This window comes from Undibacterium sp. Ji42W (assembly GCF_049340405.1).
Taxonomy (GTDB): domain Bacteria; phylum Pseudomonadota; class Gammaproteobacteria; order Burkholderiales; family Burkholderiaceae_D; genus Undibacterium.
In genome coordinates this window covers 42,332-61,490 of the sequence record NZ_JBMPOV010000006.1, presented here as the reverse complement: position 1 = coordinate 61,490, position 19,159 = coordinate 42,332, and the positions used below count along the sequence as shown (strand labels likewise).

Below are 19,159 nucleotides of genomic sequence, written 5' to 3'. Positions count from 1 at the left end.
AGCAATTAAAAGAACATTTCAAGAAAAACTATCTGGAGTAGTTGAGCCCAGTCAACCATTGGAACGGAAATCAGAATATACTAAGCACTCGTCAAATTCGCTACCGGGTGGTCAGCGCTTCTATTCTTATTTGGGAACAAAGTGGGGATTTTTTCTCTTTTCGGTAAAAAAGGTGTCAAGCAAGAAGATCGCTCCACCGAGAAATCTTCTTCGAGAAAGACGCGCTCCAAGAATGGTAATACCGTCATTGGCGGTTTCCAGGACAGTGAGGTTTTTAGCAATTCGATTATTGCTCAGCGCCATATCGCCCGTGCTACCGAGAGAAAAATTGACGCCATAGAATTTGAAATGTCGCGTGACATCGTCAAGACCCGTCCGCCGACCATCACCAAAACCGATTTGGGTGCCCCCACCCAGCCGCTGGAAAGAAAAGCGCCGCCGGTAGAATTCCAGACCACATTACCAATGATGATGCCGACAGATTATCTGTTAGGGCAAAACTCGGAGATGTCGGCCTCTGCCCTCGCCTATAGCGAAACAGTACCGGTACTGGAAGAAGCAGCGATCCTGTTTGCCAGTGGCCAAAATGAAGTTGCCGAGCAAATGCTGGCATCTGCCGTGCATAACCATGAGCTTGGTGGTGCCACGGAAATTGGCTGGCAAATGCTGTTTGACCTGTACCGCATCACAAATGACCAGCACAAATTTGAAAGCCTGTCGCTCGATTACGCGAACAAGTTTGAAACCTCACCACCATTGTGGCCAGAAAACCAGACCAGCAACGACAATGATGCTGAAGTTCAAGGCGACACCACGGTGGCAAATGTCAGCTTCCCGGCCAAGCTTGATAGCGGCACCATCAAGTCATTGGAGAAATTGCAGATAGCGGCAGGTAAGAGCAAAAGCCTGCGCCTGGATTTTTCCCGCGTCAAGGAAGTTGATCCCATAGGCTGCGGCCTGTTATTGCGCGCCCTCAAGGGTTTGAAAAAATCCGGCCATGACTTGTTATTAGTGGGCGCGAAAGATCTGGCAGATAAAATCCGCAATATCTTGCTGGTAGGCCGCCGCGACGAAACCGAAGCGCCATGGCTGTTGTTGCTGGAAATCCTGCAATTATTGCATTTTGAGCAAGCCTTCGAAGAAGTCAGTATGGATTACTGTATTACGTTCGAAGTGTCCCCCCCTTCATTTGAAGCACCTAAGAACAATGTTACCAGCGCCTTGCCTGAAGCCCCGGCACAGGAAGAAGCGTCTGACCGCTACATGATGCCAAAAGTGGTCGAAGGCAAAACAGAATTCCTGATTTCCAATATTGCCATGCAGGCAGAACAGCACAACCCGCTGATCCTTGATTGCACCCGTCTGGAACGTGTGGAATTCGGTGCCTCTGCACAATTGTTGAATGGCCTCGCGCCTATCGCCAGCAAAGCTGGTATGAATATACGCTTTGAAGGCGTCAATTATCTGGTCATGATGTTATTCAATGCCATGGGCCTGAAAAACATCGCCAGCATCATCCCCCGCAAGCACTAAACTGTAGCAAAGTGGGCTTTTGCCCGCCCCTTCTGGGGTCATATAGTTACGTCGTTTGCTCACGCTTGCAATTCAGAAAAAACACCCCATTTTCTACAAATCAGGCAATTTGGCCTGCTTATACTGCCTGTTCATGATCCATGTTCGCGTGCAGGAATGGCACTATTTTTTGAGGTTCATATGGAACAATTTCACGGCACCACCATTTTGACGGTGCGACGCGGCAATCTGGTCGCACTGGGTGGCGACGGTCAGGTCACACTGGGCAACATTGTCATGAAGGGCACGGCCCGCAAGGTACGCAAGCTATATCACAACAAGGTGCTGGCCGGTTTTGCTGGCGGCACGGCAGACGCGTTCACCCTGATAGAGCGTTTTGAATCCAAGCTGGAAAAACACCAGGGCCATTTGATGCGTGCATCAGTAGAACTGGCCAAGGACTGGCGCACCGACCGCATGTTGCGCCGCCTGGAAGCCATGTTGCTGGTGGCAGACAAAGACAGCACGCTGGTGATCACCGGTAATGGCGATGTACTGGAACCCAACCAGGGCATAGGTGCGATCGGCTCCGGCGGCACCTTTGCCCAATCCGCCGCGATTGCCCTGTTTGAAAATACTGATTTGTCGCCCATCGAGATCGTCAAGAAATCCCTGACTATTGCTGGTGAGTTGTGCATTTATACCAACTTGTCGCACACCATAGAAACACTGGAATGAATTGGAATATGCAATGAACATGACACCCCAAGAGATCGTCTCTGAACTCGATAAACATGTCGTCGGCCAATCCAAGGCCAAGCGCGCCGTTGCCATCGCCTTGCGCAACCGCTGGCGCCGTCAGCAGGTGGACGAACCGCTGCGCCATGAAATCACCCCCAAGAATATCCTGATGATAGGACCAACTGGCGTAGGTAAAACCGAGATCGCGCGTCGCCTGGCCAAGCTGGCTGATGCGCCCTTCATCAAAATAGAAGCGACCAAGTTCACTGAAGTTGGTTACGTAGGCCGCGACGTCGATACCATCATCCGCGACCTCGTTGATATTGGCATCAAGCAAACCCGTGAATCTGCTACACGCAAGGTGCGTGCCCGTGCTGAAGATGCGGCAGAAGACCGTATACTTGACATCCTGCTGCCACCTGCGCGCGATTTTGGTTTCCAGCCTAGCGAAACCGAAGCAGCAACGCCCGACAATACCACCCGCCAGACTTTCCGCAAGCGTCTGCGTGAGGGCGCACTGGATGACAAGGAAGTTGAAATCGAAGTGGCCGAAGGCGTGACCCATATGGAAATCATGGCACCGCCAGGCATGGAAGAAATGACCGAGCAGATCAAGACCATGTTCTCAGGCATGGGCAATGGCCGCAAGAAATCGCGCAAGCTAAAAATCAAGGAAGCAATGAAGTTCTTGATAGAAGAAGAAGCCGGCAAGCTTGTCAACGAAGAAGAACTGAAGCAGGATGCGATACGTAATGTAGAGCAAAACGGTATTGTCTTCCTCGATGAAATTGACAAGATCGCTTCACGTTCAGAAACGGGCGGTGCTGAAGTGTCACGCGCCGGTGTACAACGAGATTTGCTGCCACTGGTAGAAGGTACGACCGTCAATACCAAGTATGGCATGGTCAAGACTGACCATATCCTTTTCATTGCTTCCGGTGCTTTCCATCTGGCCAAGCCGTCTGACCTGATACCTGAGTTGCAGGGCCGTTTTCCTATCCGCGTGGAACTGGAGTCTTTGTCCATCGCTGATTTTGAACGGATTTTAACAGGTACCGATGCCTGCCTGACACGTCAATACCAGGCCTTGCTGGCAACAGAAGAAGTACAGATAGACTTCACACCGGAAGGCGTGGAAAGACTGGCCGGTATCGCTTACTCAGTCAATGAAACGACAGAAAATATCGGTGCCCGCCGTTTGTATACCGTCATGGAAAAGCTGCTGGAAGAGATTTCTTTCAATGCTCACCAAAATACCGGCAAGACTGTCACTATCGATGCGGCCTACGTCAATGAACGTCTGGAAGCCTTGTCGGTGAATGAAGATCTGTCACGCTACGTGCTGTAATTGTAAATCCGGGGCTAGACATGGCAAACAAGGCGCTGGCAACACGACAACGCATGCAGTTTCGCATTGAGCCTTCGCAAGTCCCGGCCAAAGGCAAGGGTAATCAGGCAAGAAAGGTCTTGCCTGATTATCTGACTGCGAGAAAAAATACCAAGCCTCCATCTCCTCCTGCTACTGCCGCCAAAAGCCCGGACAGTCGGGAAGAAAATTAACAACTCTTCAGGAACACCCTATGTTTGATACCGCCGCCGCCAGCGACAAACCCGATTACCCTATGCTGGCGCGCCAGTTGGCCAGCGTAATGGAAGGTGAACGTAATCTGATCACCAATGCTGCCCAGTTTTCTGCCTTCATCTATAGCAGCATCAGTGATTTGAACTGGGCAGGTTTCTACCTGTGCGCACCGGCAAGCAAGCCTGATGCAGAGTTCCCCAATGATTTATTGTTAGGCCCCTTCCAGGGCAAAGTCGCCTGCACCCGCATCCCATTCAAACGCGGAGTGTGCGGTACGGCTGCCGCAGAACGGCGCACTGTGCTGGTGGAAGACGTGCATGCATTCCCGGGACACATCGCCTGTGATTCAGCATCCAACTCTGAAATAGTCATCCCTTTAATCAAGGATGGTGAGATTTACGGCGTGTTTGATATCGACAGTCCGCGCTTGCAACGCTTCGACGCAGTAGACCAGTTGGGTCTGGAGAACTTGCTCGCCATCTTTACGGCAGCAACAGATTTAAAATAATAGCAATACCAGTGCCCTATGGAGTCAGCCAAAATGTGGCAAGGGGCAGACAAAGACCGTGATAGCCATGGTCTTTTTTGTTAAGCTATGTCAAAACTGCGCAATCCCGTTCTTTGTCGCTCTACACTGAGTTGTCCGAATTTGGCAAAACTTAGCAGACTTAGGGAGATGGCATCATGGCGGGGTGCAGACGCCGGAAGGTGCAACGCAAGCTCAAGCTGCCTTTACGCAGGCGTGACGTGTTAACACGCTTTATGGTCGATCTGGGCATCCATTATCTGGAGCTGTTGGGTCTGGACAAAGCCATGCACTTTTTGCGAAGAAACCATGTGCCCGATCCGGTCATCCAGCGCGTCTTGCGCTTTCCCGAGTATCGCCGAAAGTACTAAAACCGGATTAGTACGTGTCTCTTAATGGGTTTCCTGCTTGGCATCCCTGGCCAGCAAGCGGCTGATCATCTCTTGCAAAGATATCCCGTCAAACAAAACACCCGCTACCGCATCTGTAATTGGCATTTGTATTCCCAGGCTTTTTGCCAGTGCCCGTACTGCCTGCGCACAACGTACGCCTTCAGCAACATGACCCAGTTCCTGCACGATGATATCAAGGGATTTACCCTGGGCCAGCGCCAGGCCCACCTTGCGGTTACGGGATAAATCACCAGTACAGGTCAAAATCAAATCACCTACGCCAGTCAGCCCCATCAAGGTTTCTGAGCGGCCACCAAGAGCGACGCCCAAACGGCTGATTTCTGCCAGGCCACGGGTGATCAGGGCGGCCCGTGCATTCAGACCCAAGCCCAGGCCATCGGCCACGCCAGTCGCAATCGCCAGGATATTTTTTACTGCACCTCCCACTTCAACACCGACTACATCGTCACTGGAATACACGCGCATGGCATTCACATGCAAGGCCTGCACCACCAGGCTACTGAGTTCATTGGACTTTGAGGCAATCGTCAATGCGCAAGGTAAGCCTTTGGCTACTTCCTGTGCAAACGAGGGGCCAGACAAGGCACCGAAGGCCGCACTCTGTCCCAGCACCTGCTCTGCCACCTGGTGCGGCAAAAGCTGCGTGGATTCTTCAAAACCCTTGCATAGCCAGATAATGTTTTTTGGCTGATAAGCGCTACAGGCTTCCAGTGTGGGGCGCAAGCCAGAGACTGAGGTGGCAATCACCAGCAAGCCATCAACGCCGGCAGCATGGGCCATGGCAGCGGCAAAATCAGCCGTGACCTGCAAGTTGTCAGGAAAAGCGAAGCCGCTTAAATAATCATTATTTTGCCTGCTTGCCTGCATGGCAGCCATCGCAGCCTGATTACGGCCCCACAGTAAAACATTGTTTTTTGTCGCAAAGGCGATTGCCATGGCCGTGCCCCAGGCACCTGCGCCCAATATGCTGATATTCATGCTTGTCCCTGACTCCTGCTTATTTTAATCACCGGGGGAGATGTAAAAAAAGGACAGCAGGCTGTCCTTTTTTGCACACTCTCATCTGCCTAAATTCTCAGTCCAGCCACTACAAGCCCCAGACTTCATTTACCTTGACAAAGCCTAGCTGGCCGTCACGGTGCTTCACTTTGACCCAGCCACCAGCAGCGGGCTCGGCCATTTCCAGCAAGACATGCTTGTCGGCACTGAATACCAATGGTGCAGCCTCATCTGCCGTTGCCCTGATCTTGGCATTGGCGACCCGCACTACCAGGCTGCGGCGGGTAATCAAATCCTTGGATTCAACCCAGCTCATTTCACCACTGACGTCACGTACTTTACTCCATGCACCGGAAGTAAACACTACTTCCAACGGCATGCCACGCGGGGCCACTGCCAGTTTCGCACCTTTGGCAGACGGGGCATCGTACAGGATGACCGGAGAAGCGCCCACGGAACGGAATTCCAACGCCTGCGCTGCACTACTCGCAAGCAGTGTCAATAGTAGCAAAGGCAAGGGCGTCAACAGGCGTCGCATGGATATCTTTCATCAGGCCGACCTGGCTAAGACCAGATCGTACCCGTAATAATGAAGCAGATTACTGAATAGTCGTTGGCGCTTCAGTAGTGGCATTTGCCTGTTCAGCAGCCAGTGTCAGACGTTGCGCGTAAAAAGCTTCGAAATTGATTTCTGACAGATGGATAGGAGGGAAACCAGCGCGAGTGATCGCATCAGCTACGTTGGAACGCAGGTATGGATAAACGATGTTCGGGCAACCGATACCCAGCAGAGGATCGAGTTGATCTTCAGGGATATTGCGCGCTTCGAAAATACCAGCTTGTTTGCCTTCAACCAGGAAAGCAACTTTCTCGCCGATTTTTGCAGTCACTGTTACCGTTACTGTGGATTCGTAGATGCCATCCGCCAGCTTTTCTGAGCCAACATCAACAGAAACTTCGATACCAGGAGCTTCTTGTTCCAGGAATATAGCTGGGGAATTTGGCTGTTCAAGCGACAAATCTTTCAGATAAACGCGTTGAATTTGGAATACGGGCTGCAGATTTTCGTCAGACATGTGAAACTTTCTAAAATTCTAAAAGATTAATAATGAACAGCGAGACTGGCAGATAGGGCCGTTTCCAGCCATTTCAAGATCACAGCGCGCTATTGTAGCAAGTAGTCTGCAAAAACAGCAATTTTGCTGTAAAACCCGTAGAAAATCCGGCAAAAACCTGCTTTTAATCAACCGGATTCAGCAAAGGGTCGAGTTTACCCGCCCTGTCGAGGGCAGACAGGTCATCAAAACCGCCCACATGGGTGTCATCTATATAGATTTGTGGCACGGTGCGGCGACCGGTCTTTTTCATCATCGCTTCGCGTACGCCGGGCTCCAGATCGACACGGATTTTTTCTATATCGTCCACACCTTTGGATTTCAACAGACGTTCGGCCATCGTGCAATACGGGCAAACGGCTGTGGTATACATGACTACATGGGCTTTCATGATGTTCTCCTGCTTTACTTTACTGTTGGCAAGCCTTGCGACTTCCAGGAATCTATACCACCTTCCAGGCTGAACACCTGGGTAAAACCGGCTTTGCTGAGTAAACCTGCAGCGCTGGAAGAACGCACGCCGGAGGCACACACCGTGATCACCACATTGCTTTTTGACTTTTCTATTTCTTTCAGGCGGTTGTTCAACTCTGCCAGGGGTATATGTTTGGCATTTTGTAAATGACCGGCAGCAAATTCTTCTGCACTACGCACATCCAGCACCAGGGTTTTAGGTTGATTGATGTATTGTGTGGCTTGAAAATGCGATACCTTGGCACCACGTCTTTGTAAAGCAGGTATTAACAATGCGCCACCGCTGATCAGGGCAAGGGCTAACCACACATAATTGTAGTTGGTAAGAATGAAATTCACAGGATTCCAGTAGTAAAAATGGTTATCAGAAGCGCGTCATTATAAAATAGATGCCGCAATCGCATACTAATTCACTTATTTCATCTTCCCGCACACTATGTACAAAATCGTTTTAATGCGCCACGGCGAATCTACCTGGAATCTGGACAACCGCTTTACCGGTTGGACTGATGTTGACCTGACAGCAAAAGGTGTGGCTGAAGCTACCCAGGCTGGCAAGCTATTGAAAGAAGCCGGCCTGACTTTTGACCTGGCCTACACCTCGGTACTCAAGCGCGCGGTCCGTACACTGTGGGGCACGCTCGATGAAATGGATTTGATGTGGTTGCCAGTGATTCATGACTGGCGTCTGAACGAGCGTCATTACGGTGCCCTGCAAGGTTTGAATAAGGCAGAGACAGCGGCAAAATATGGCGATGAGCAAGTACTGGTGTGGCGCCGCAGCTACGATACGCCACCTATGCCGCTGGCAGAAGACGATGACCGCACCTCCTTCAACGACCCGCGCTATGCAGGCCTGGACCGCAGCCAGATACCGCTAACAGAATGCCTGAAAGACACGGTGGCCCGCGTCATGCCAGCCTGGGATGACAGCATTGCACCAGCCATACGCGCTGGCAAACGCATCCTGATCTCTGCCCATGGCAACAGCTTGCGCGCCCTGATCAAGATGCTTGACGGTATCAGTGATAATGACATCGTCAACCTGAACATCCCGAACGGCCAGCCACTGGTCTATGAACTTGATGCCGACTTGAAGCCAATTAACCATTATTATCTGGGTGACCAGGACGCTATCGCAGCAGCTTTACATGCTGTTGCCAGCCAGGGCAAGTCCAAATAATAAGTATTGAATGCTATTTAAGACCAAGTCTTCACCGTTTTTAATTGCCAGTTTGCTGTGCCTGACTCTGGCAGGCACAGCAACGTCTGCCATGGCCGCCAGCAATGCCCGCGCCCAGCAAAAAAACAAGGCAGAAGCAGACCGGGCTGAGTTGCAAAACCACCTGAAGTCCTTGAAAAACGATATCAATAAAACTGAAACAGCCAAGGACAATGCCAGCGATGCCATGGCCGAATCAGAAAAATCCATCTCTGAAGCCAACCGTTCTTTGCGAGATTTACAGGCCGAACAGGCGCAGACTGAAGCAAAAGTCAAACAACTGACAGAGCAGCAGCAAGCCTTGGCTGATAAAGTTGAAAAGCAAAAAACACAACTCTCAAATTTTTTACGCCGCCAGTACATGCGCGGCGACAGTGACCGTATTAAATTGCTACTCTCCGGCGATAACCCCAACCGCATCAATCGTGAACTGCAATACATGAGCTATGTATCGCAAACCCAGGCCAAACTGATAGATGGTTTGCGCATCAGTCTTCAAGCTGTGGAAAAAAATGCCGAAGATGCGAAAGAAGCCAAGGCAGAACTCGATGAAATAGCTGATGAAGAAAAAAGTCATAAGCTGGCGCTGGAAAAAGAGAAAAAACGACATGCCGCATTGGTAAGTCAGTTGGCAGAAAAATTATATATACAAAAAAAACAGGCTGATAGTCTGGAAAAAGATGAACAAAGGCTCTCCAATCTGGTCTCACAATTAAATAAACTGATTGAAGAACAAGCCAAGGCAGATGCAGCCAGGGCGGCATTGGAAGAAAAACAACGGCAGGACAGAATTGCAGCAGCACAGAAAGAAAGAGCAAGACAGGCCGCACAGGGCAAGAAACCAGCAAAAATCACCAATCCTAATGCGATTGATGATGACGAACCGCCCAAACAGGCCAAGGTGGTCACCCCACCTGCAGGTGAATTTGACAAGCTGAAAGGGCAATTACGCTTGCCAGTAAAAGGCGAAATTCTTGCCCGGTTTGGTAGCAAACGCGCTGATGGCCCCAGCTGGAAAGGCATGTTCATCAAGGCGAATGAAGGTACAGAAATCAAGACCATCGCCCCGGGCAAAGTGATTTTTGCTGACTGGTGGAAGGGGTATGGAAATATGGTGATTGTTGATCATGGCGGCAGTTACTGGAGCCTGTATGGCAATAATCAGGCAGTATTGAAGCATGTCGGCGATGTGGTAAAAACCGGTGATGTCATTGCCAGTGCCGGAAACAGCGGCGGTAATGAAGAATCAGGTTTATACTTTGAAGTACGTCATCAAGGACGTGTATTTGATCCTCTCAACTGGATCTCTAAATAGGCATTAGGTGAATCATGGGCAGCAAATTCAAGAATTTCGGTTTAATTGGACTCGGCATGATTGCGGGTGTGGCAGTTTCCATGCAATTTTCTGCAGTGGCACAAAAGGGTACTGCGGAGACACTTCCTTTCGAGGAGCTAAAAGACCTGACTAACGTATTCGGATTGATCAAATCTGCCTATGTCGAGCCAGTCGAAGACAAAAAACTGATCAAGGATGCCATCTCTGGCATGGTCGGTTCTCTCGACCCGCATTCAGTGTATCTTGACAAGAAAGCCTACAAGGAACTGAATGAAAGCACACAAGGCAAGTTTGTTGGCCTGGGCATAGAAGTCGGTATGGAAGACGGCTATGTGAAAATCATTTCCCCTATTGAAGATTCTCCTGCCTATCGCGCGAATCTGAAATCCGGCGACTTGATTACCAAGCTTGATTCTGAGCCGGTTAAAGGCCTAACGCTGGATGAAGCCGTCAAGAGAATGCGTGGTGAACCGCATACCAAGATCACGCTGACGATTTACCGCAAGAGTGAAGAAAAACCCATCGTCGTCACGATTACCCGTGAACTGATCAAGCAGCAAAGCGTCAAGGCAAAAATCGTCGAGCCTGGCTATGCATGGATCAGGGTTTCCCAGTTCCAGGTACCAACCACCGACGACATGTCCAAGAAAATCCAGGGCCTGTATGCACAAGACCCGAATTTGAAGGGACTGGTACTCGATTTGCGCAATGACCCGGGTGGTGTGCTCGATAGTGCCATTGGCGTGTCTGCCGCCTTCCTGCCCAAGGAAGTGCCGGTTGTGTCCACCAATGGTCAGATGGCAGATCAAAAAGTAACTTATTTTGCCCGCCGCCAGGACTACGACAGGGCGACGCTGAGCGACCCGCTGAGCAAATTGCCAGAAGCGGTCAAAAAAGTACCCATGGTCGTGCTGATCAACACCGGCTCTGCATCTGCCTCGGAAATCGTGGCGGGTGCCCTGCAAGACTATAAACGTGCGACCATCCTGGGCACGCAAAGCTTTGGCAAGGGATCGGTGCAATCCATCATCCGCTTCCCGTTCAATAGCAGCAATCCAGACTTTGCCGTTAAATTGACCACAGCACGTTACTACACGCCAAATGGCCGTTCCATCCAGGCCAAAGGCATCGTCCCTGATCTGAACGTCGAAGAAACCGCAGATGGTGATGGTTTCAATGGTTTGCGTGCGCGTGAAGCTGACTTGCAAAAACATTTGACGAATGACAAGGAAAAAGAAGTCGCCCGTCCAAAAGTCGATGAAGCTGAAGAAGAGCAACGCCTGCTTGCACTGGCGAAAAAGAGCAAGCCTCTGGAATACGGTGGTGCAGAAGACTTCCAGCTGGCCCAGGCTCTGAACCACCTGAAAGGCTTGCCAGTCAAGATCACTGAAGCCAAGGTTATTGATAAAGAAGGCAAGGATGGCAAAGACAGCAGCAAAGAAGCTGACAAGCCAGTCAAAACCGAGAAAGCCGATCACAAGACCGAGCACAAGACCGATAGCAAGAAAAAATAAACCCTGAAATTAACTTTAAATAAGAAAGGCCGCTTACTCCAACAGCGGCCTTTTTTACGACGATGAACGATCAGCAACTCTTACGCTATTCCCGTCACATCTTGCTGGACCAGATAGGTATAGAAGGTCAGCAAAAAATCACGGAAGCACATGCACTCATCATCGGTGCCGGTGGTCTGGGTTCACCTGCTGCCATGTACCTGGCCAGTGCCGGTGTCGGCACGATCACCCTGGTTGATAATGACAATGTCGATCTGACTAATCTGCAACGCCAGATCATGCACACCACGGCAGCCGTGGGCATGGCCAAGGTTGGCTCAGGCAAACACACGCTGGAATCTATCAACCCTGAAATAAATATCATTGCCTTGCAGGAGCGGGCTGCCGATGCGCGGCTGGAAGAACTGGTCAGCCAGGCTAGCATCGTGCTCGACTGTTGCGACAATTTCGCTACCCGCCATGCCGTGAATGCCGCCTGTGTCAAATTTGGCGTGCCGCTGGTATCGGGCGCTGCCATCAGCTTCGATGGCCAGATCAGCGTGTTTGACAGCCGTGACGAGGCTTCGCCCTGTTATGCCTGCCTGTTCCCGCCTGATCAGCCATTTGAAGAAGTATTGTGTTCCAGCATGGGCGTATTTTCACCGCTGGTGGGCATCATAGGCAGCATGCAGGCCGCCGAAGCCCTGAAAGTCATCATGGGCATAGGCCAGGCACTATCGGGCCGCCTGCTGTTGCTGGATGCCCTGCGCATGGAATGGAACAGCATAGGCATCAGCAAGAATACGCAATGTACTGTTTGCGGACAAACCAATCCAGACTGAACCCGTACTTTACAACTACACTTCAAAACCTCATCAAGGACTGTATGTATTCTCTTTACTATTGCCCCGGTACCGCCAGCATGGTCGTTCATCTGGCCTTACTGGAAATTGGTGCTGCCAATGAATTGAAACTGGTCGATGTAGAAAAGAACCAGCAAAAAGATCCCGATTACCTGCGCCTGAACCCGAATGGTGTCGTGCCTACCCTGGTCATCGATAACCGTCCTTATCTGGAATCCGCCGCCTTGCTGATGCTGCTGGCAGAACGCCACCCCCAAGCTGGCCTTGCACCTGCCGCTGGCACCGTTGAACGCGATCTGTGGCGGCAATGGATAGTCTTCCTCAGCGGCAGTCTGCAATCTGCTTTCCGTGCCTGGTTCTATCCCGCCGAACTAGGTTTTGCCGAGCATAGTGAAGCCAGTAAAGCGGCCTTGCAAAAACGTATCACCGCCATCTGGGATCAGCTTGACCTGCATCTGAGCAAGAATGGCCCTTACCTGCTGGGCGAAACTTTTTCCGGCGCTGACCTGCAATTGACCATGCTGATGCGCTGGTCACGCAATATGCCACGCCCGGCAACGCAATGGCCGGCACTGAACAAACTCGCGCAACTGATTATTGCCCGCCCGAGCTGGCAAGAGATGGTGAAAATCGAAGGACTGGAACCCTGGCCTAGAACCCAGGCTTGATAACTGCAATGAATGCCTGGAAATGCATATTTAAAAATTCATGCTGAAAAAATTAATGCAAAAAATGGGCTTGAATTTGTACAAGGCAAATCAGCTAGTCAGCACAGGGCTGCCTGAAATCACCATCGCTGAATACCAGGGTGTGCGAACCCTGCATCTTTCCTCTGATGCCATCCAGGGTGCCATGCGCATGGCCATGCCTGACCAGATAGAGCTGGAATATGTACAGCAGATGATGATGTGGATGTTGTTCAAGCATGAAAATTCACGCAAGCCGCAACACATCGTGCAACTGGGCCTGGGAGCAGGGTCACTGACCAAGTTTTGCTACCGCAATTTTGCAGAAGCGAAAGTCACGGCAGTGGAACTCAACCATAAAGTGATCACTGCCTGTCACCAGCATTTCAAGTTGCCAGTCAATAATGAACGCCTGCAAGTCCTGTGCATGAATGCGCTGGACTATGTCAACGACAACACCAACCACGGCCAGGCCGATGTCTTGCAAATTGATTTGTATGATGCAGCTGCCGAAGCGCCAGCACTAGGCAGTGCTGCGTTTTACCAGGCCTGTGCTGATACCTTGAATGAAGATGGCATGTTGACCGTCAACCTGTTTGGCAATCCACAAAATTACCGCGCCAACTGCAATGCCAATATCGCCGCACTGCAAGAGGCTTTTGATGCCGTGGTCTGGCTGCCACTGGTACATGACGCTAACACGGTTGTCATCGCCTTCAAACAAGCTCCCGCAGTAGATTTTGAAGACCTGTATGAGCGCGCAACCGCGATACGCCTGGCCTATAAATTACCCGCAGCGAAATGGGTGAATGGTTTAAAAGAATGGATGATTGAGCATGCCTGATGTGAAATAATTCTGTTGGCATTTATGGGCGGATGTATTGACATTTTTCATCTCATTTCCCCGTCGTTTTCAACACCCTATCGTTATGTGTTTAACTTTTACGGCAAAGGGTCTTGCACGCTTTTTCGCTATCTTTGCGTGCGCACTACATTTTTTTTGCTTGCCCTCTCACGCGCAAACTCTTGCTGAGCAAGAGATATGCTTGCGCGATCTTGCACAATTGTGGAACGACGTTAATTGGCGTCATCCGGCGTTGACTAAAGGCGGCCAAAGACGACGTAATGGACAGCGATGGTTTTTCCAGGGATTGGTAAATAGAGGCCATTTCTTGTACAAAAAATGGAATACATTGACCTGATCGCAGTGAATACTGACAGATGAACTACATCAACTCCCATTCAGTAACTTGCTTTTTTGCGCCTGGAATTCTGCATCAGTAAGTATCCCTTGCTTTCGCAAATTTTCCAGCTTGAGCAATTCTGAATAGATGTCTTTAGAATTCGGCACATCAACTCTTGCGTTGCTATCAATCCTGAATTCAACCACAGTGTCCGCTGTTTTCTTGATCTTGGGGTGATTGGACTCAGCACCGCCCTCATTCGAGCACATAAACTGTATTTCTGCTTTGGGGAAATTGCCATAAACATAGGGTGGGCGAGCTTCTTGCAAACCCACAACGTGTAAAGGCTTACCCAATTTCTCACAATACTGGCTTGCCTCCTGAAAAACCTCGGCCTTCAATGTGCCAGAACCAGAAAACCCCGTCGCAGCCTGGCGCGACACCATATAGGTGTCCCTCCCAATTGACTGCACACCAGAATTTGATGCACAGGCTGTGCACAACAGTAAGAGAGAACAAATGAGCCAAGCGCGCATAGGAGTAATTGTCAAAAATAGCTATTAAGAAGGAGATGCCAATACATACATCTAACTCAACTCCTTTGTATTGTTATCCTGGAATAGATGCCTGGTTATTCTGGATGATGGCAGCAAACACAAAGTTTGTTGCCATCAGGATCGCGGAAATATGCGCCATAATAATTGGGATGATAGTGCAGACGCAGCCCTGGTGGCCCCTCGCAGGTGCCTCCCTGCGCCAGCGCGGCTTCATAGGCACGTCTCACCGTTGCGCGTGATGCCGCCAGCAATGCCACCATCTGCCCATTACCGTACCTGGCTGGTTCGCCGTTGAAGGGCTTGCCAATGACAAACAACGGGCGTGGCTGGTCGGCAGCCATCCAGCCTGCCCAGGGTTCAGCGGCGTCCTTGAATTTCAACACCAGACCCAGCTCTGCCATCAATGCAGAATAAAACGCATAAGACTTGTCGAAATCGTGTATGCCTATCGATACATGGGAGATCATAAGTGCTTCCTTGGCTGATGATGTCAAAACAAGAATATTCACAGCTTTAAATTGTATCTCAATCACCTAAAAAAAACTGCCCATGTGTTATACAAAACACATGGGCAGTTTTTTACGTGGTTAGCGCCAAGTTTCAGACTACAGATAGGTAAAGCCAAACCTGGATTTATTTTTCTTCAACAAACTCCGGCATGGCTGAGGAATGATGATTGACGATTTTCCAGTCGCCTTTGATCTTCTCATAGACATAGGTATAGCGCGCCCGCACCTTTGCCGGCTTGCCTTCCTTGACTATATCAAAGGTATAGGCACCGCTATCCAGCGCCGTGTTTGCACCGAACAACCGGATTTGACGGTAATTGATGGTGCCCTTAGGTTTGAGCAACAGGAAATGCTCAAAGTATTCTTCAATTTCTTCCGGCGTCGCACGAATTTTATTCGACACTGTGGGTTGCAAGATGCCGTTCGATGCATACAGTTTCACGACTTCTGCTGGCTTACCAGTTGCAAGTGCGGCATTCCAGCGATCAAACAAGCCAGCAATTTCCATTTCTGCTGCACTGGCAGGTGCGGTAGCTAGCTGGTCATATTTCTTGGGAGGTGCTTCTGCGAAAGCTGTGCCACTGGCGAGCAAGGCCATCACAAAGAACAGGTTTTTCATTTCATATTTCCTTTGGTTAGAATACATGTCCACCTCTTTCTGCGAGGTTGGGCTCATCATGAGTCAGGGCGCAAGTCCTGCCATCAGCCAGGTGGCCTAGCACTCTATATGCCAGATGGCATATACTAATCAATATGAATACCATGCCCTCGGACACTACCCATTCTTTACGCCAACAATATCGCGACAACCAGGCCAATCTCGCGCGCCTGCGCCTGTTGCACGATGCTGGCCGGGTATTGGCCGAAGGGCAAGAATCAGCCATCTCAGCCGTGCTTGCCTATACGCTGGAGTTTTCGGCTTTTGAAGCTTGTGCCGTGCTGATGGAAGACGCCGGGGCCTTGCGCGTGCATGTGTCAAAAGGGCCCGTCTTGCCGCATGGCACGCGCTTCCCTGTGCAGGGTATCTTGTCAGCCATGCTGAAACCGGATGCAAAAGTGATGATCAGGCAAAACAGCGTCAGCCGCTTATTGTTGCCGGCGGGCGGCGTGGCAGGACTGGAATTATTGTTCCCATTGATCAGGCAGGGTCGCGCCCACGGGATATTGGTGCTGATCAACCGCAAGCAGTTGGCAAAACCTGCGCCTGCCGACATGCTGACGCTAGGCACACTGGCCAACATACTGGCGCTGTCCTTGCATGAATCACCCGCCACAGCCAACCCGCAGCTGAATGACCGCATCAAGCAAATTTCTGGCCTGCTCACAGCACGCGAGCGGGAAGTACTGTCTTGGCTACCGCATGGCCTGACCAATGCGGATATAGGCGACAGGTTAGGCATCGCCAGAGGCACGGTGAAAATCCATGTAGAACGCATCATACATAAGCTAGCGCTGCAGGACAGAACGCAGGTTGCCGCCCTGGCGGTTGAACTTGGCCTCGGTACATCCGGCACGTCTGACATCTCCCCAGCCAGACCATCATGACAAAAATATTCAAGCTTGCTATGCACTGGTGGGCAGACCGTCCCTTGCGGATCAAGGGACTGATCGTGATCGCCGTACCTATCATGGTCTTGCTAGGCACCCTGGTATCCGGTTACCTGATGGGCGTACAAGCCAAGCGCGCACAAGAAAACGTGCAACGCACGATACAGATACAGCGCGATATCCAGGAAGTGCATACACTGCTGGCAGAAGCAGCAACCGGGGTGCGCGGCTATTTGCTGACGGGGTATGAGAATTTTTTGAGGCCCTACCAAATCAGTGAGACTGAACTACCAAAAACCTTGCAACGCCTAAGGGAGCAAATTCGCGACAGACAGCAAACAGAACTTTTGAATGCACTGTCGGCTCTGGCCGTCAAAAAACGTGATGGTCTGGTGGAACTGATCAATATAGGATCTGCATCCCCGCCTGAAAAATTAACACAGGCGCTGGTTATGAATAAAAAAGTGCTGGATGATTTGCGTGTCCATATCGATACCATGCTGGTAAGGGAAGAGCAGTTGCGGCAGCAAAGCGTTCGCCAGGCAAATAAAGTATATGATCTCACCATGATCGTGACAGCCTCAGCAGCCATTGCTGGTGTACTGGGTGCACTGTTGACCAGCCTGTTATTTTCTACCGGTATCGTGCGGCGGGTACATCAATTGACGGACAATGCGGGCCGCCTCGAACACGGCAAGACACTGACACCGCTCGCAGCAGCAAATGACGAACTGGGGCAACTCTCTCACCGTATGGTGCGTACCAGCCATTTGCTGGCTGCCCGTACAGAAGAAGTGCAAAAAGCGCGGCAAGAAGCCGAGCGCGCCAATCAATCCAAGACTGAATTCCTGTCCCGCACCAGCCACGAATTACGCACACCGCTAAATGCCATACTCGGTTTTGCGCAATTGCTGCAACTGGATATCCATGCCAAAGATGCCCAGCAAAGCCTGGACCATATTCTGAAAGGTGGCCACCACTTGCTGGCCCTGATTGATGAAGTACTTGATATCGCCCGCATAGAAACCGGTCATCTGCAATTATCACTCGAACCAGTCGAAGCAAACGGGCTCTTGCGCGAAGCATTGTTGCTGATTGCGCCACTGGCCCATGTCAGGAATATCGTCTTGACAGGTTCAGAAAAAACCAGTGATATCTATTTGCTTGCAGACCGCAAGCGCCTGCTGCAAGTAATACTCAATCTCCTGTCCAACGCTGTCAAATACAATAAGGAAAACGGCACAGTCACGCTGAGCGTGCATGCTACAGCAACGCAAGTGCAGTTGCTGGTGGTGGATAGTGGCATAGGCATCGCCACAGATATGCAAAAGCGCTTATTCACTCCGTTTGACCGCTTGGGCGCAGAACACAAACCGGTAGAAGGCAATGGTCTGGGCCTGGTAGTATCCATGCAATTGGCGCAGGCAATGGGGGGCGGGATCGGCATGTCCAGCCTAGAAGGACAAGGCAGTCAATTCTGGGTCAACTTGCCAATCGCACAGGCAGCGCTGCCAGAAGAAGGATGCAGGCAAGTGATCACAGAACTGGCGACTTTGCATCGCCCTTGCAGCATACTGTATATCGAAGATCATTCATCCAACCTGGTATTGATAGAAATACTGCTGGCGCGCAGCAAGCATGTACAACTTTTCAGCGCAAAAAATGGGGTAGAGGGTCTGCACATGGCGCAACAGCTAAGGCCAGACCTGATATTGCTGGACCTGCAATTACCTGATATGTCGGGGGAAGAAGTCTTGCAAGAGGTACGCGCGTCAGCCAGCTTGAAAGACATACCTGTGGTTATACTCAGTGCGGATGCGCTGGCGACTACCATACATAGACTGAAGGCTGGCGGTGCCAATGACTACCTGACCAAACCGCTGGATGTTGCTCTGTTCTTTTCTACTTTGAATCGTCTTTTGCCATGAATGCCTCAGACATACTTGCCATGCGAATTCTGATTGTCGATGACGAGATCGATAATGTGCAGTTACTCGAAAAAATATTGACGCGTGAAGGCTTCAGCAACATCGTCAGCACGACAGACCCGACCCGCACGCTCGATCTGGTTATCGCATTCGACCCTGACTTGGTCTTGCTGGATTTGATGATGCCAGAGTTCGATGGTTATGCTGTACTGGAGCAATTAGCCAGGTGCACGCCGAAAAATGATTTCCGGCCTGTCATGGTCTTAACAGCTGATGTCATGCCGGAAGCCAAGCACCGGGCGCTGGCATTGGGCGCAAAGGATTTTTTGACCAAGCCTTTCGACTTTATCGAATCCCTGTTGAGAATCTCGAATTTGCTGGAAACGCGTCTGCTGTACAAACGCCTGCATGCACTCATCCCGAACGAAACACCTTTACCGCCGTGGCATCTGAAGCCGGACTAGGCGACAT

At 50.7% G+C, this 19,159-nt stretch carries 23 protein-coding genes; 15 read left to right on the top strand and 8 right to left on the bottom strand.

Translation table 11 applies throughout. The annotated features are described in order from the left end of the window. Window positions 1–141: 141 nt before the first annotated feature. From ACO0LG_RS14240 to ACO0LG_RS14215, 6 genes are all read left to right on the top strand, one after another. Window positions 142–1,533, top strand: a complete 1,392-nt coding sequence (locus ACO0LG_RS14240) for a hypothetical protein (RefSeq protein WP_423027386.1) — start codon at window positions 142–144, stop codon at window positions 1,531–1,533. Between the two features lie 180 nt (window positions 1,534–1,713). Next, window positions 1,714–2,250, top strand: coding sequence for an ATP-dependent protease subunit HslV (gene hslV / locus ACO0LG_RS14235; protein WP_423027384.1), 537 nt, complete (start codon window positions 1,714–1,716; stop codon window positions 2,248–2,250). A 13-nt stretch (window positions 2,251–2,263) separates the two neighbouring features. Further along, a complete protein-coding gene (gene hslU, locus ACO0LG_RS14230; protein ID WP_423027382.1) occupies window positions 2,264–3,601 on the top strand; it encodes an ATP-dependent protease ATPase subunit HslU in 1,338 nt (445 codons plus the stop codon). Between the two features lie 20 nt (window positions 3,602–3,621). Beyond that, entirely contained in the window at window positions 3,622–3,813 is a 192-nt protein-coding gene (locus ACO0LG_RS14225; RefSeq protein ID WP_423027381.1) for a hypothetical protein, read from the top strand. A gap of 20 nt (window positions 3,814–3,833) precedes the next feature. Then, complete coding sequence (locus tag ACO0LG_RS14220; protein ID WP_423027379.1) at window positions 3,834–4,343, top strand: GAF domain-containing protein; 510 nt, start codon at window positions 3,834–3,836, stop codon at window positions 4,341–4,343. A 176-nt stretch (window positions 4,344–4,519) separates the two neighbouring features. Next, window positions 4,520–4,732: a hypothetical protein gene (locus tag ACO0LG_RS14215; protein WP_423027377.1), complete on the top strand. Its 213-nt coding sequence runs from the start codon at window positions 4,520–4,522 to the stop codon at window positions 4,730–4,732. 21 nt (window positions 4,733–4,753) lie between these two features. Here the strand turns inward: ACO0LG_RS14215 and ACO0LG_RS14210 are convergent, their stop codons facing one another. The 5 genes from ACO0LG_RS14210 to ACO0LG_RS14190 all read right to left on the bottom strand — a co-directional run bounded on the left by ACO0LG_RS14210 (window position 4,754) and on the right by ACO0LG_RS14190 (window position 7,701). After that, window positions 4,754–5,752, bottom strand: a complete 999-nt coding sequence (locus tag ACO0LG_RS14210; RefSeq protein WP_423027375.1) for an NAD(P)H-dependent glycerol-3-phosphate dehydrogenase — start codon at window positions 5,750–5,752, stop codon at window positions 4,754–4,756. Between the two features lie 109 nt (window positions 5,753–5,861). Next, window positions 5,862–6,311, bottom strand: a complete 450-nt coding sequence (locus tag ACO0LG_RS14205) for an SH3 domain-containing protein (protein WP_423027373.1) — start codon at window positions 6,309–6,311, stop codon at window positions 5,862–5,864. A 61-nt stretch (window positions 6,312–6,372) separates the two neighbouring features. After that, a complete protein-coding gene (gene secB, locus ACO0LG_RS14200) occupies window positions 6,373–6,849 on the bottom strand; it encodes a protein-export chaperone SecB (protein WP_423027371.1) in 477 nt (158 codons plus the stop codon). 163 nt (window positions 6,850–7,012) lie between these two features. After that, on the bottom strand, window positions 7,013–7,279 hold the full coding sequence (grxC, locus tag ACO0LG_RS14195) for a glutaredoxin 3 (RefSeq protein WP_423027369.1): 267 nt from the start codon (window positions 7,277–7,279) through the stop codon (window positions 7,013–7,015). A 14-nt stretch (window positions 7,280–7,293) separates the two neighbouring features. Beyond that, window positions 7,294–7,701 (bottom strand): rhodanese-like domain-containing protein, encoded by a 408-nt coding sequence (locus ACO0LG_RS14190; RefSeq protein ID WP_423027367.1) that lies wholly within the window; start codon window positions 7,699–7,701, stop codon window positions 7,294–7,296. 97 nt (window positions 7,702–7,798) lie between these two features. Here ACO0LG_RS14190 and gpmA point away from each other — a divergent pair, with 97 nt between their 5' ends. From gpmA to ACO0LG_RS14160, 6 genes are all read left to right on the top strand, one after another. Beyond that, a complete protein-coding gene (gene gpmA / locus ACO0LG_RS14185; RefSeq protein WP_423027365.1) occupies window positions 7,799–8,545 on the top strand; it encodes a 2,3-diphosphoglycerate-dependent phosphoglycerate mutase in 747 nt (248 codons plus the stop codon). Window positions 8,546–8,555: 10 nt separating this feature from the next. Beyond that, window positions 8,556–9,899, top strand: coding sequence for a murein hydrolase activator EnvC family protein (locus tag ACO0LG_RS14180; RefSeq protein ID WP_423027363.1), 1,344 nt, complete (start codon window positions 8,556–8,558; stop codon window positions 9,897–9,899). Between the two features lie 14 nt (window positions 9,900–9,913). Then, window positions 9,914–11,434 carry a S41 family peptidase gene (locus ACO0LG_RS14175; RefSeq protein ID WP_423027361.1) on the top strand — a complete coding sequence of 507 codons (1,521 nt, stop codon included), beginning with the start codon at window positions 9,914–9,916 and terminating at the stop codon, window positions 11,432–11,434. A gap of 62 nt (window positions 11,435–11,496) precedes the next feature. Beyond that, window positions 11,497–12,255: a HesA/MoeB/ThiF family protein gene (locus tag ACO0LG_RS14170; protein ID WP_423027359.1), complete on the top strand. Its 759-nt coding sequence runs from the start codon at window positions 11,497–11,499 to the stop codon at window positions 12,253–12,255. Window positions 12,256–12,299: 44 nt separating this feature from the next. Continuing rightward, window positions 12,300–12,944 (top strand): glutathione S-transferase family protein, encoded by a 645-nt coding sequence (locus ACO0LG_RS14165; RefSeq protein WP_423027357.1) that lies wholly within the window; start codon window positions 12,300–12,302, stop codon window positions 12,942–12,944. A 40-nt stretch (window positions 12,945–12,984) separates the two neighbouring features. After that, window positions 12,985–13,806: a spermidine synthase gene (locus tag ACO0LG_RS14160; RefSeq protein ID WP_423027355.1), complete on the top strand. Its 822-nt coding sequence runs from the start codon at window positions 12,985–12,987 to the stop codon at window positions 13,804–13,806. Window positions 13,807–14,193: 387 nt separating this feature from the next. On the opposite strand, the gene ACO0LG_RS14155 is transcribed toward ACO0LG_RS14160, so the two are convergent. The 3 genes from ACO0LG_RS14155 to ACO0LG_RS14145 form a co-directional block, all read right to left on the bottom strand. Continuing rightward, window positions 14,194–14,592, bottom strand: coding sequence for an SHOCT domain-containing protein (locus ACO0LG_RS14155; protein WP_423027353.1), 399 nt, complete (start codon window positions 14,590–14,592; stop codon window positions 14,194–14,196). A gap of 185 nt (window positions 14,593–14,777) precedes the next feature. Next, a complete protein-coding gene (locus ACO0LG_RS14150; protein WP_423027351.1) occupies window positions 14,778–15,170 on the bottom strand; it encodes a VOC family protein in 393 nt (130 codons plus the stop codon). A 166-nt stretch (window positions 15,171–15,336) separates the two neighbouring features. Then, the gene (locus ACO0LG_RS14145; RefSeq protein ID WP_423027349.1) at window positions 15,337–15,831 is read right to left on the bottom strand and encodes an SgcJ/EcaC family oxidoreductase; all 495 of its coding nucleotides are present in this window, start codon (window positions 15,829–15,831) and stop codon (window positions 15,337–15,339) included. Window positions 15,832–15,974: 143 nt separating this feature from the next. On the opposite strand from ACO0LG_RS14145, the gene ACO0LG_RS14140 reads away from it, so the two are divergent. Genes ACO0LG_RS14140 through ACO0LG_RS14130 form a run of 3 tightly spaced genes read left to right on the top strand, consistent with a single transcriptional unit; the run spans window position 15,975 to window position 19,152 of the window. After that, entirely contained in the window at window positions 15,975–16,757 is a 783-nt protein-coding gene (locus ACO0LG_RS14140; protein ID WP_423027347.1) for a response regulator transcription factor, read from the top strand. Further along, a complete protein-coding gene (locus ACO0LG_RS14135) occupies window positions 16,754–18,688 on the top strand; it encodes an ATP-binding protein (protein ID WP_423027345.1) in 1,935 nt (644 codons plus the stop codon). The genes ACO0LG_RS14140 and ACO0LG_RS14135 overlap by 4 nt, the downstream gene beginning before the upstream one ends. 20 nt (window positions 18,689–18,708) lie before the next feature. Further along, window positions 18,709–19,152 carry a response regulator gene (locus ACO0LG_RS14130; protein ID WP_423027343.1) on the top strand — a complete coding sequence of 148 codons (444 nt, stop codon included), beginning with the start codon at window positions 18,709–18,711 and terminating at the stop codon, window positions 19,150–19,152. Window positions 19,153–19,159 lie beyond the last annotated feature (7 nt).

Excerpts from the sequence above, each read along its gene's own strand:
- gpmA (WP_423027365.1), top strand. The coding sequence starts at position 7,799 with ATGTACAAAATCGTTTTAATGCGCCACGGCGAATCTACCTGGAATCTG.
- ACO0LG_RS14170 (WP_423027359.1), top strand. The coding sequence starts at position 11,497 with ATGAACGATCAGCAACTCTTACGCTATTCCCGTCACATCTTGCTGGAC.
- ACO0LG_RS14225 (WP_423027381.1), top strand. The coding sequence starts at position 3,622 with ATGGCAAACAAGGCGCTGGCAACACGACAACGCATGCAGTTTCGCATT.
- ACO0LG_RS14130 (WP_423027343.1), top strand. The coding sequence starts at position 18,709 with ATGCGAATTCTGATTGTCGATGACGAGATCGATAATGTGCAGTTACTC.
- ACO0LG_RS14210 (WP_423027375.1), bottom strand. The coding sequence starts at position 5,752 with ATGAATATCAGCATATTGGGCGCAGGTGCCTGGGGCACGGCCATGGCA.
- ACO0LG_RS14135 (WP_423027345.1), top strand. The coding sequence starts at position 16,754 with ATGACAAAAATATTCAAGCTTGCTATGCACTGGTGGGCAGACCGTCCC.
- ACO0LG_RS14180 (WP_423027363.1), top strand. The coding sequence starts at position 8,556 with ATGCTATTTAAGACCAAGTCTTCACCGTTTTTAATTGCCAGTTTGCTG.
- ACO0LG_RS14150 (WP_423027351.1), bottom strand. The coding sequence starts at position 15,170 with ATGATCTCCCATGTATCGATAGGCATACACGATTTCGACAAGTCTTAT.
- grxC (WP_423027369.1), bottom strand. The coding sequence starts at position 7,279 with ATGAAAGCCCATGTAGTCATGTATACCACAGCCGTTTGCCCGTATTGC.
- ACO0LG_RS14175 (WP_423027361.1), top strand. The coding sequence starts at position 9,914 with ATGGGCAGCAAATTCAAGAATTTCGGTTTAATTGGACTCGGCATGATT.
- ACO0LG_RS14165 (WP_423027357.1), top strand. The coding sequence starts at position 12,300 with ATGTATTCTCTTTACTATTGCCCCGGTACCGCCAGCATGGTCGTTCAT.
- ACO0LG_RS14140 (WP_423027347.1), top strand. The coding sequence starts at position 15,975 with ATGCCCTCGGACACTACCCATTCTTTACGCCAACAATATCGCGACAAC.
- ACO0LG_RS14220 (WP_423027379.1), top strand. The coding sequence starts at position 3,834 with ATGTTTGATACCGCCGCCGCCAGCGACAAACCCGATTACCCTATGCTG.
- ACO0LG_RS14215 (WP_423027377.1), top strand. The coding sequence starts at position 4,520 with ATGGCGGGGTGCAGACGCCGGAAGGTGCAACGCAAGCTCAAGCTGCCT.
- hslU (WP_423027382.1), top strand. The coding sequence starts at position 2,264 with ATGAACATGACACCCCAAGAGATCGTCTCTGAACTCGATAAACATGTC.
- ACO0LG_RS14205 (WP_423027373.1), bottom strand. The coding sequence starts at position 6,311 with ATGCGACGCCTGTTGACGCCCTTGCCTTTGCTACTATTGACACTGCTT.
- ACO0LG_RS14155 (WP_423027353.1), bottom strand. The coding sequence starts at position 14,592 with ATGGTGTCGCGCCAGGCTGCGACGGGGTTTTCTGGTTCTGGCACATTG.
- ACO0LG_RS14160 (WP_423027355.1), top strand. The coding sequence starts at position 12,985 with ATGCTGAAAAAATTAATGCAAAAAATGGGCTTGAATTTGTACAAGGCA.
- secB (WP_423027371.1), bottom strand. The coding sequence starts at position 6,849 with ATGTCTGACGAAAATCTGCAGCCCGTATTCCAAATTCAACGCGTTTAT.
- ACO0LG_RS14145 (WP_423027349.1), bottom strand. The coding sequence starts at position 15,831 with ATGAAAAACCTGTTCTTTGTGATGGCCTTGCTCGCCAGTGGCACAGCT.
- hslV (WP_423027384.1), top strand. The coding sequence starts at position 1,714 with ATGGAACAATTTCACGGCACCACCATTTTGACGGTGCGACGCGGCAAT.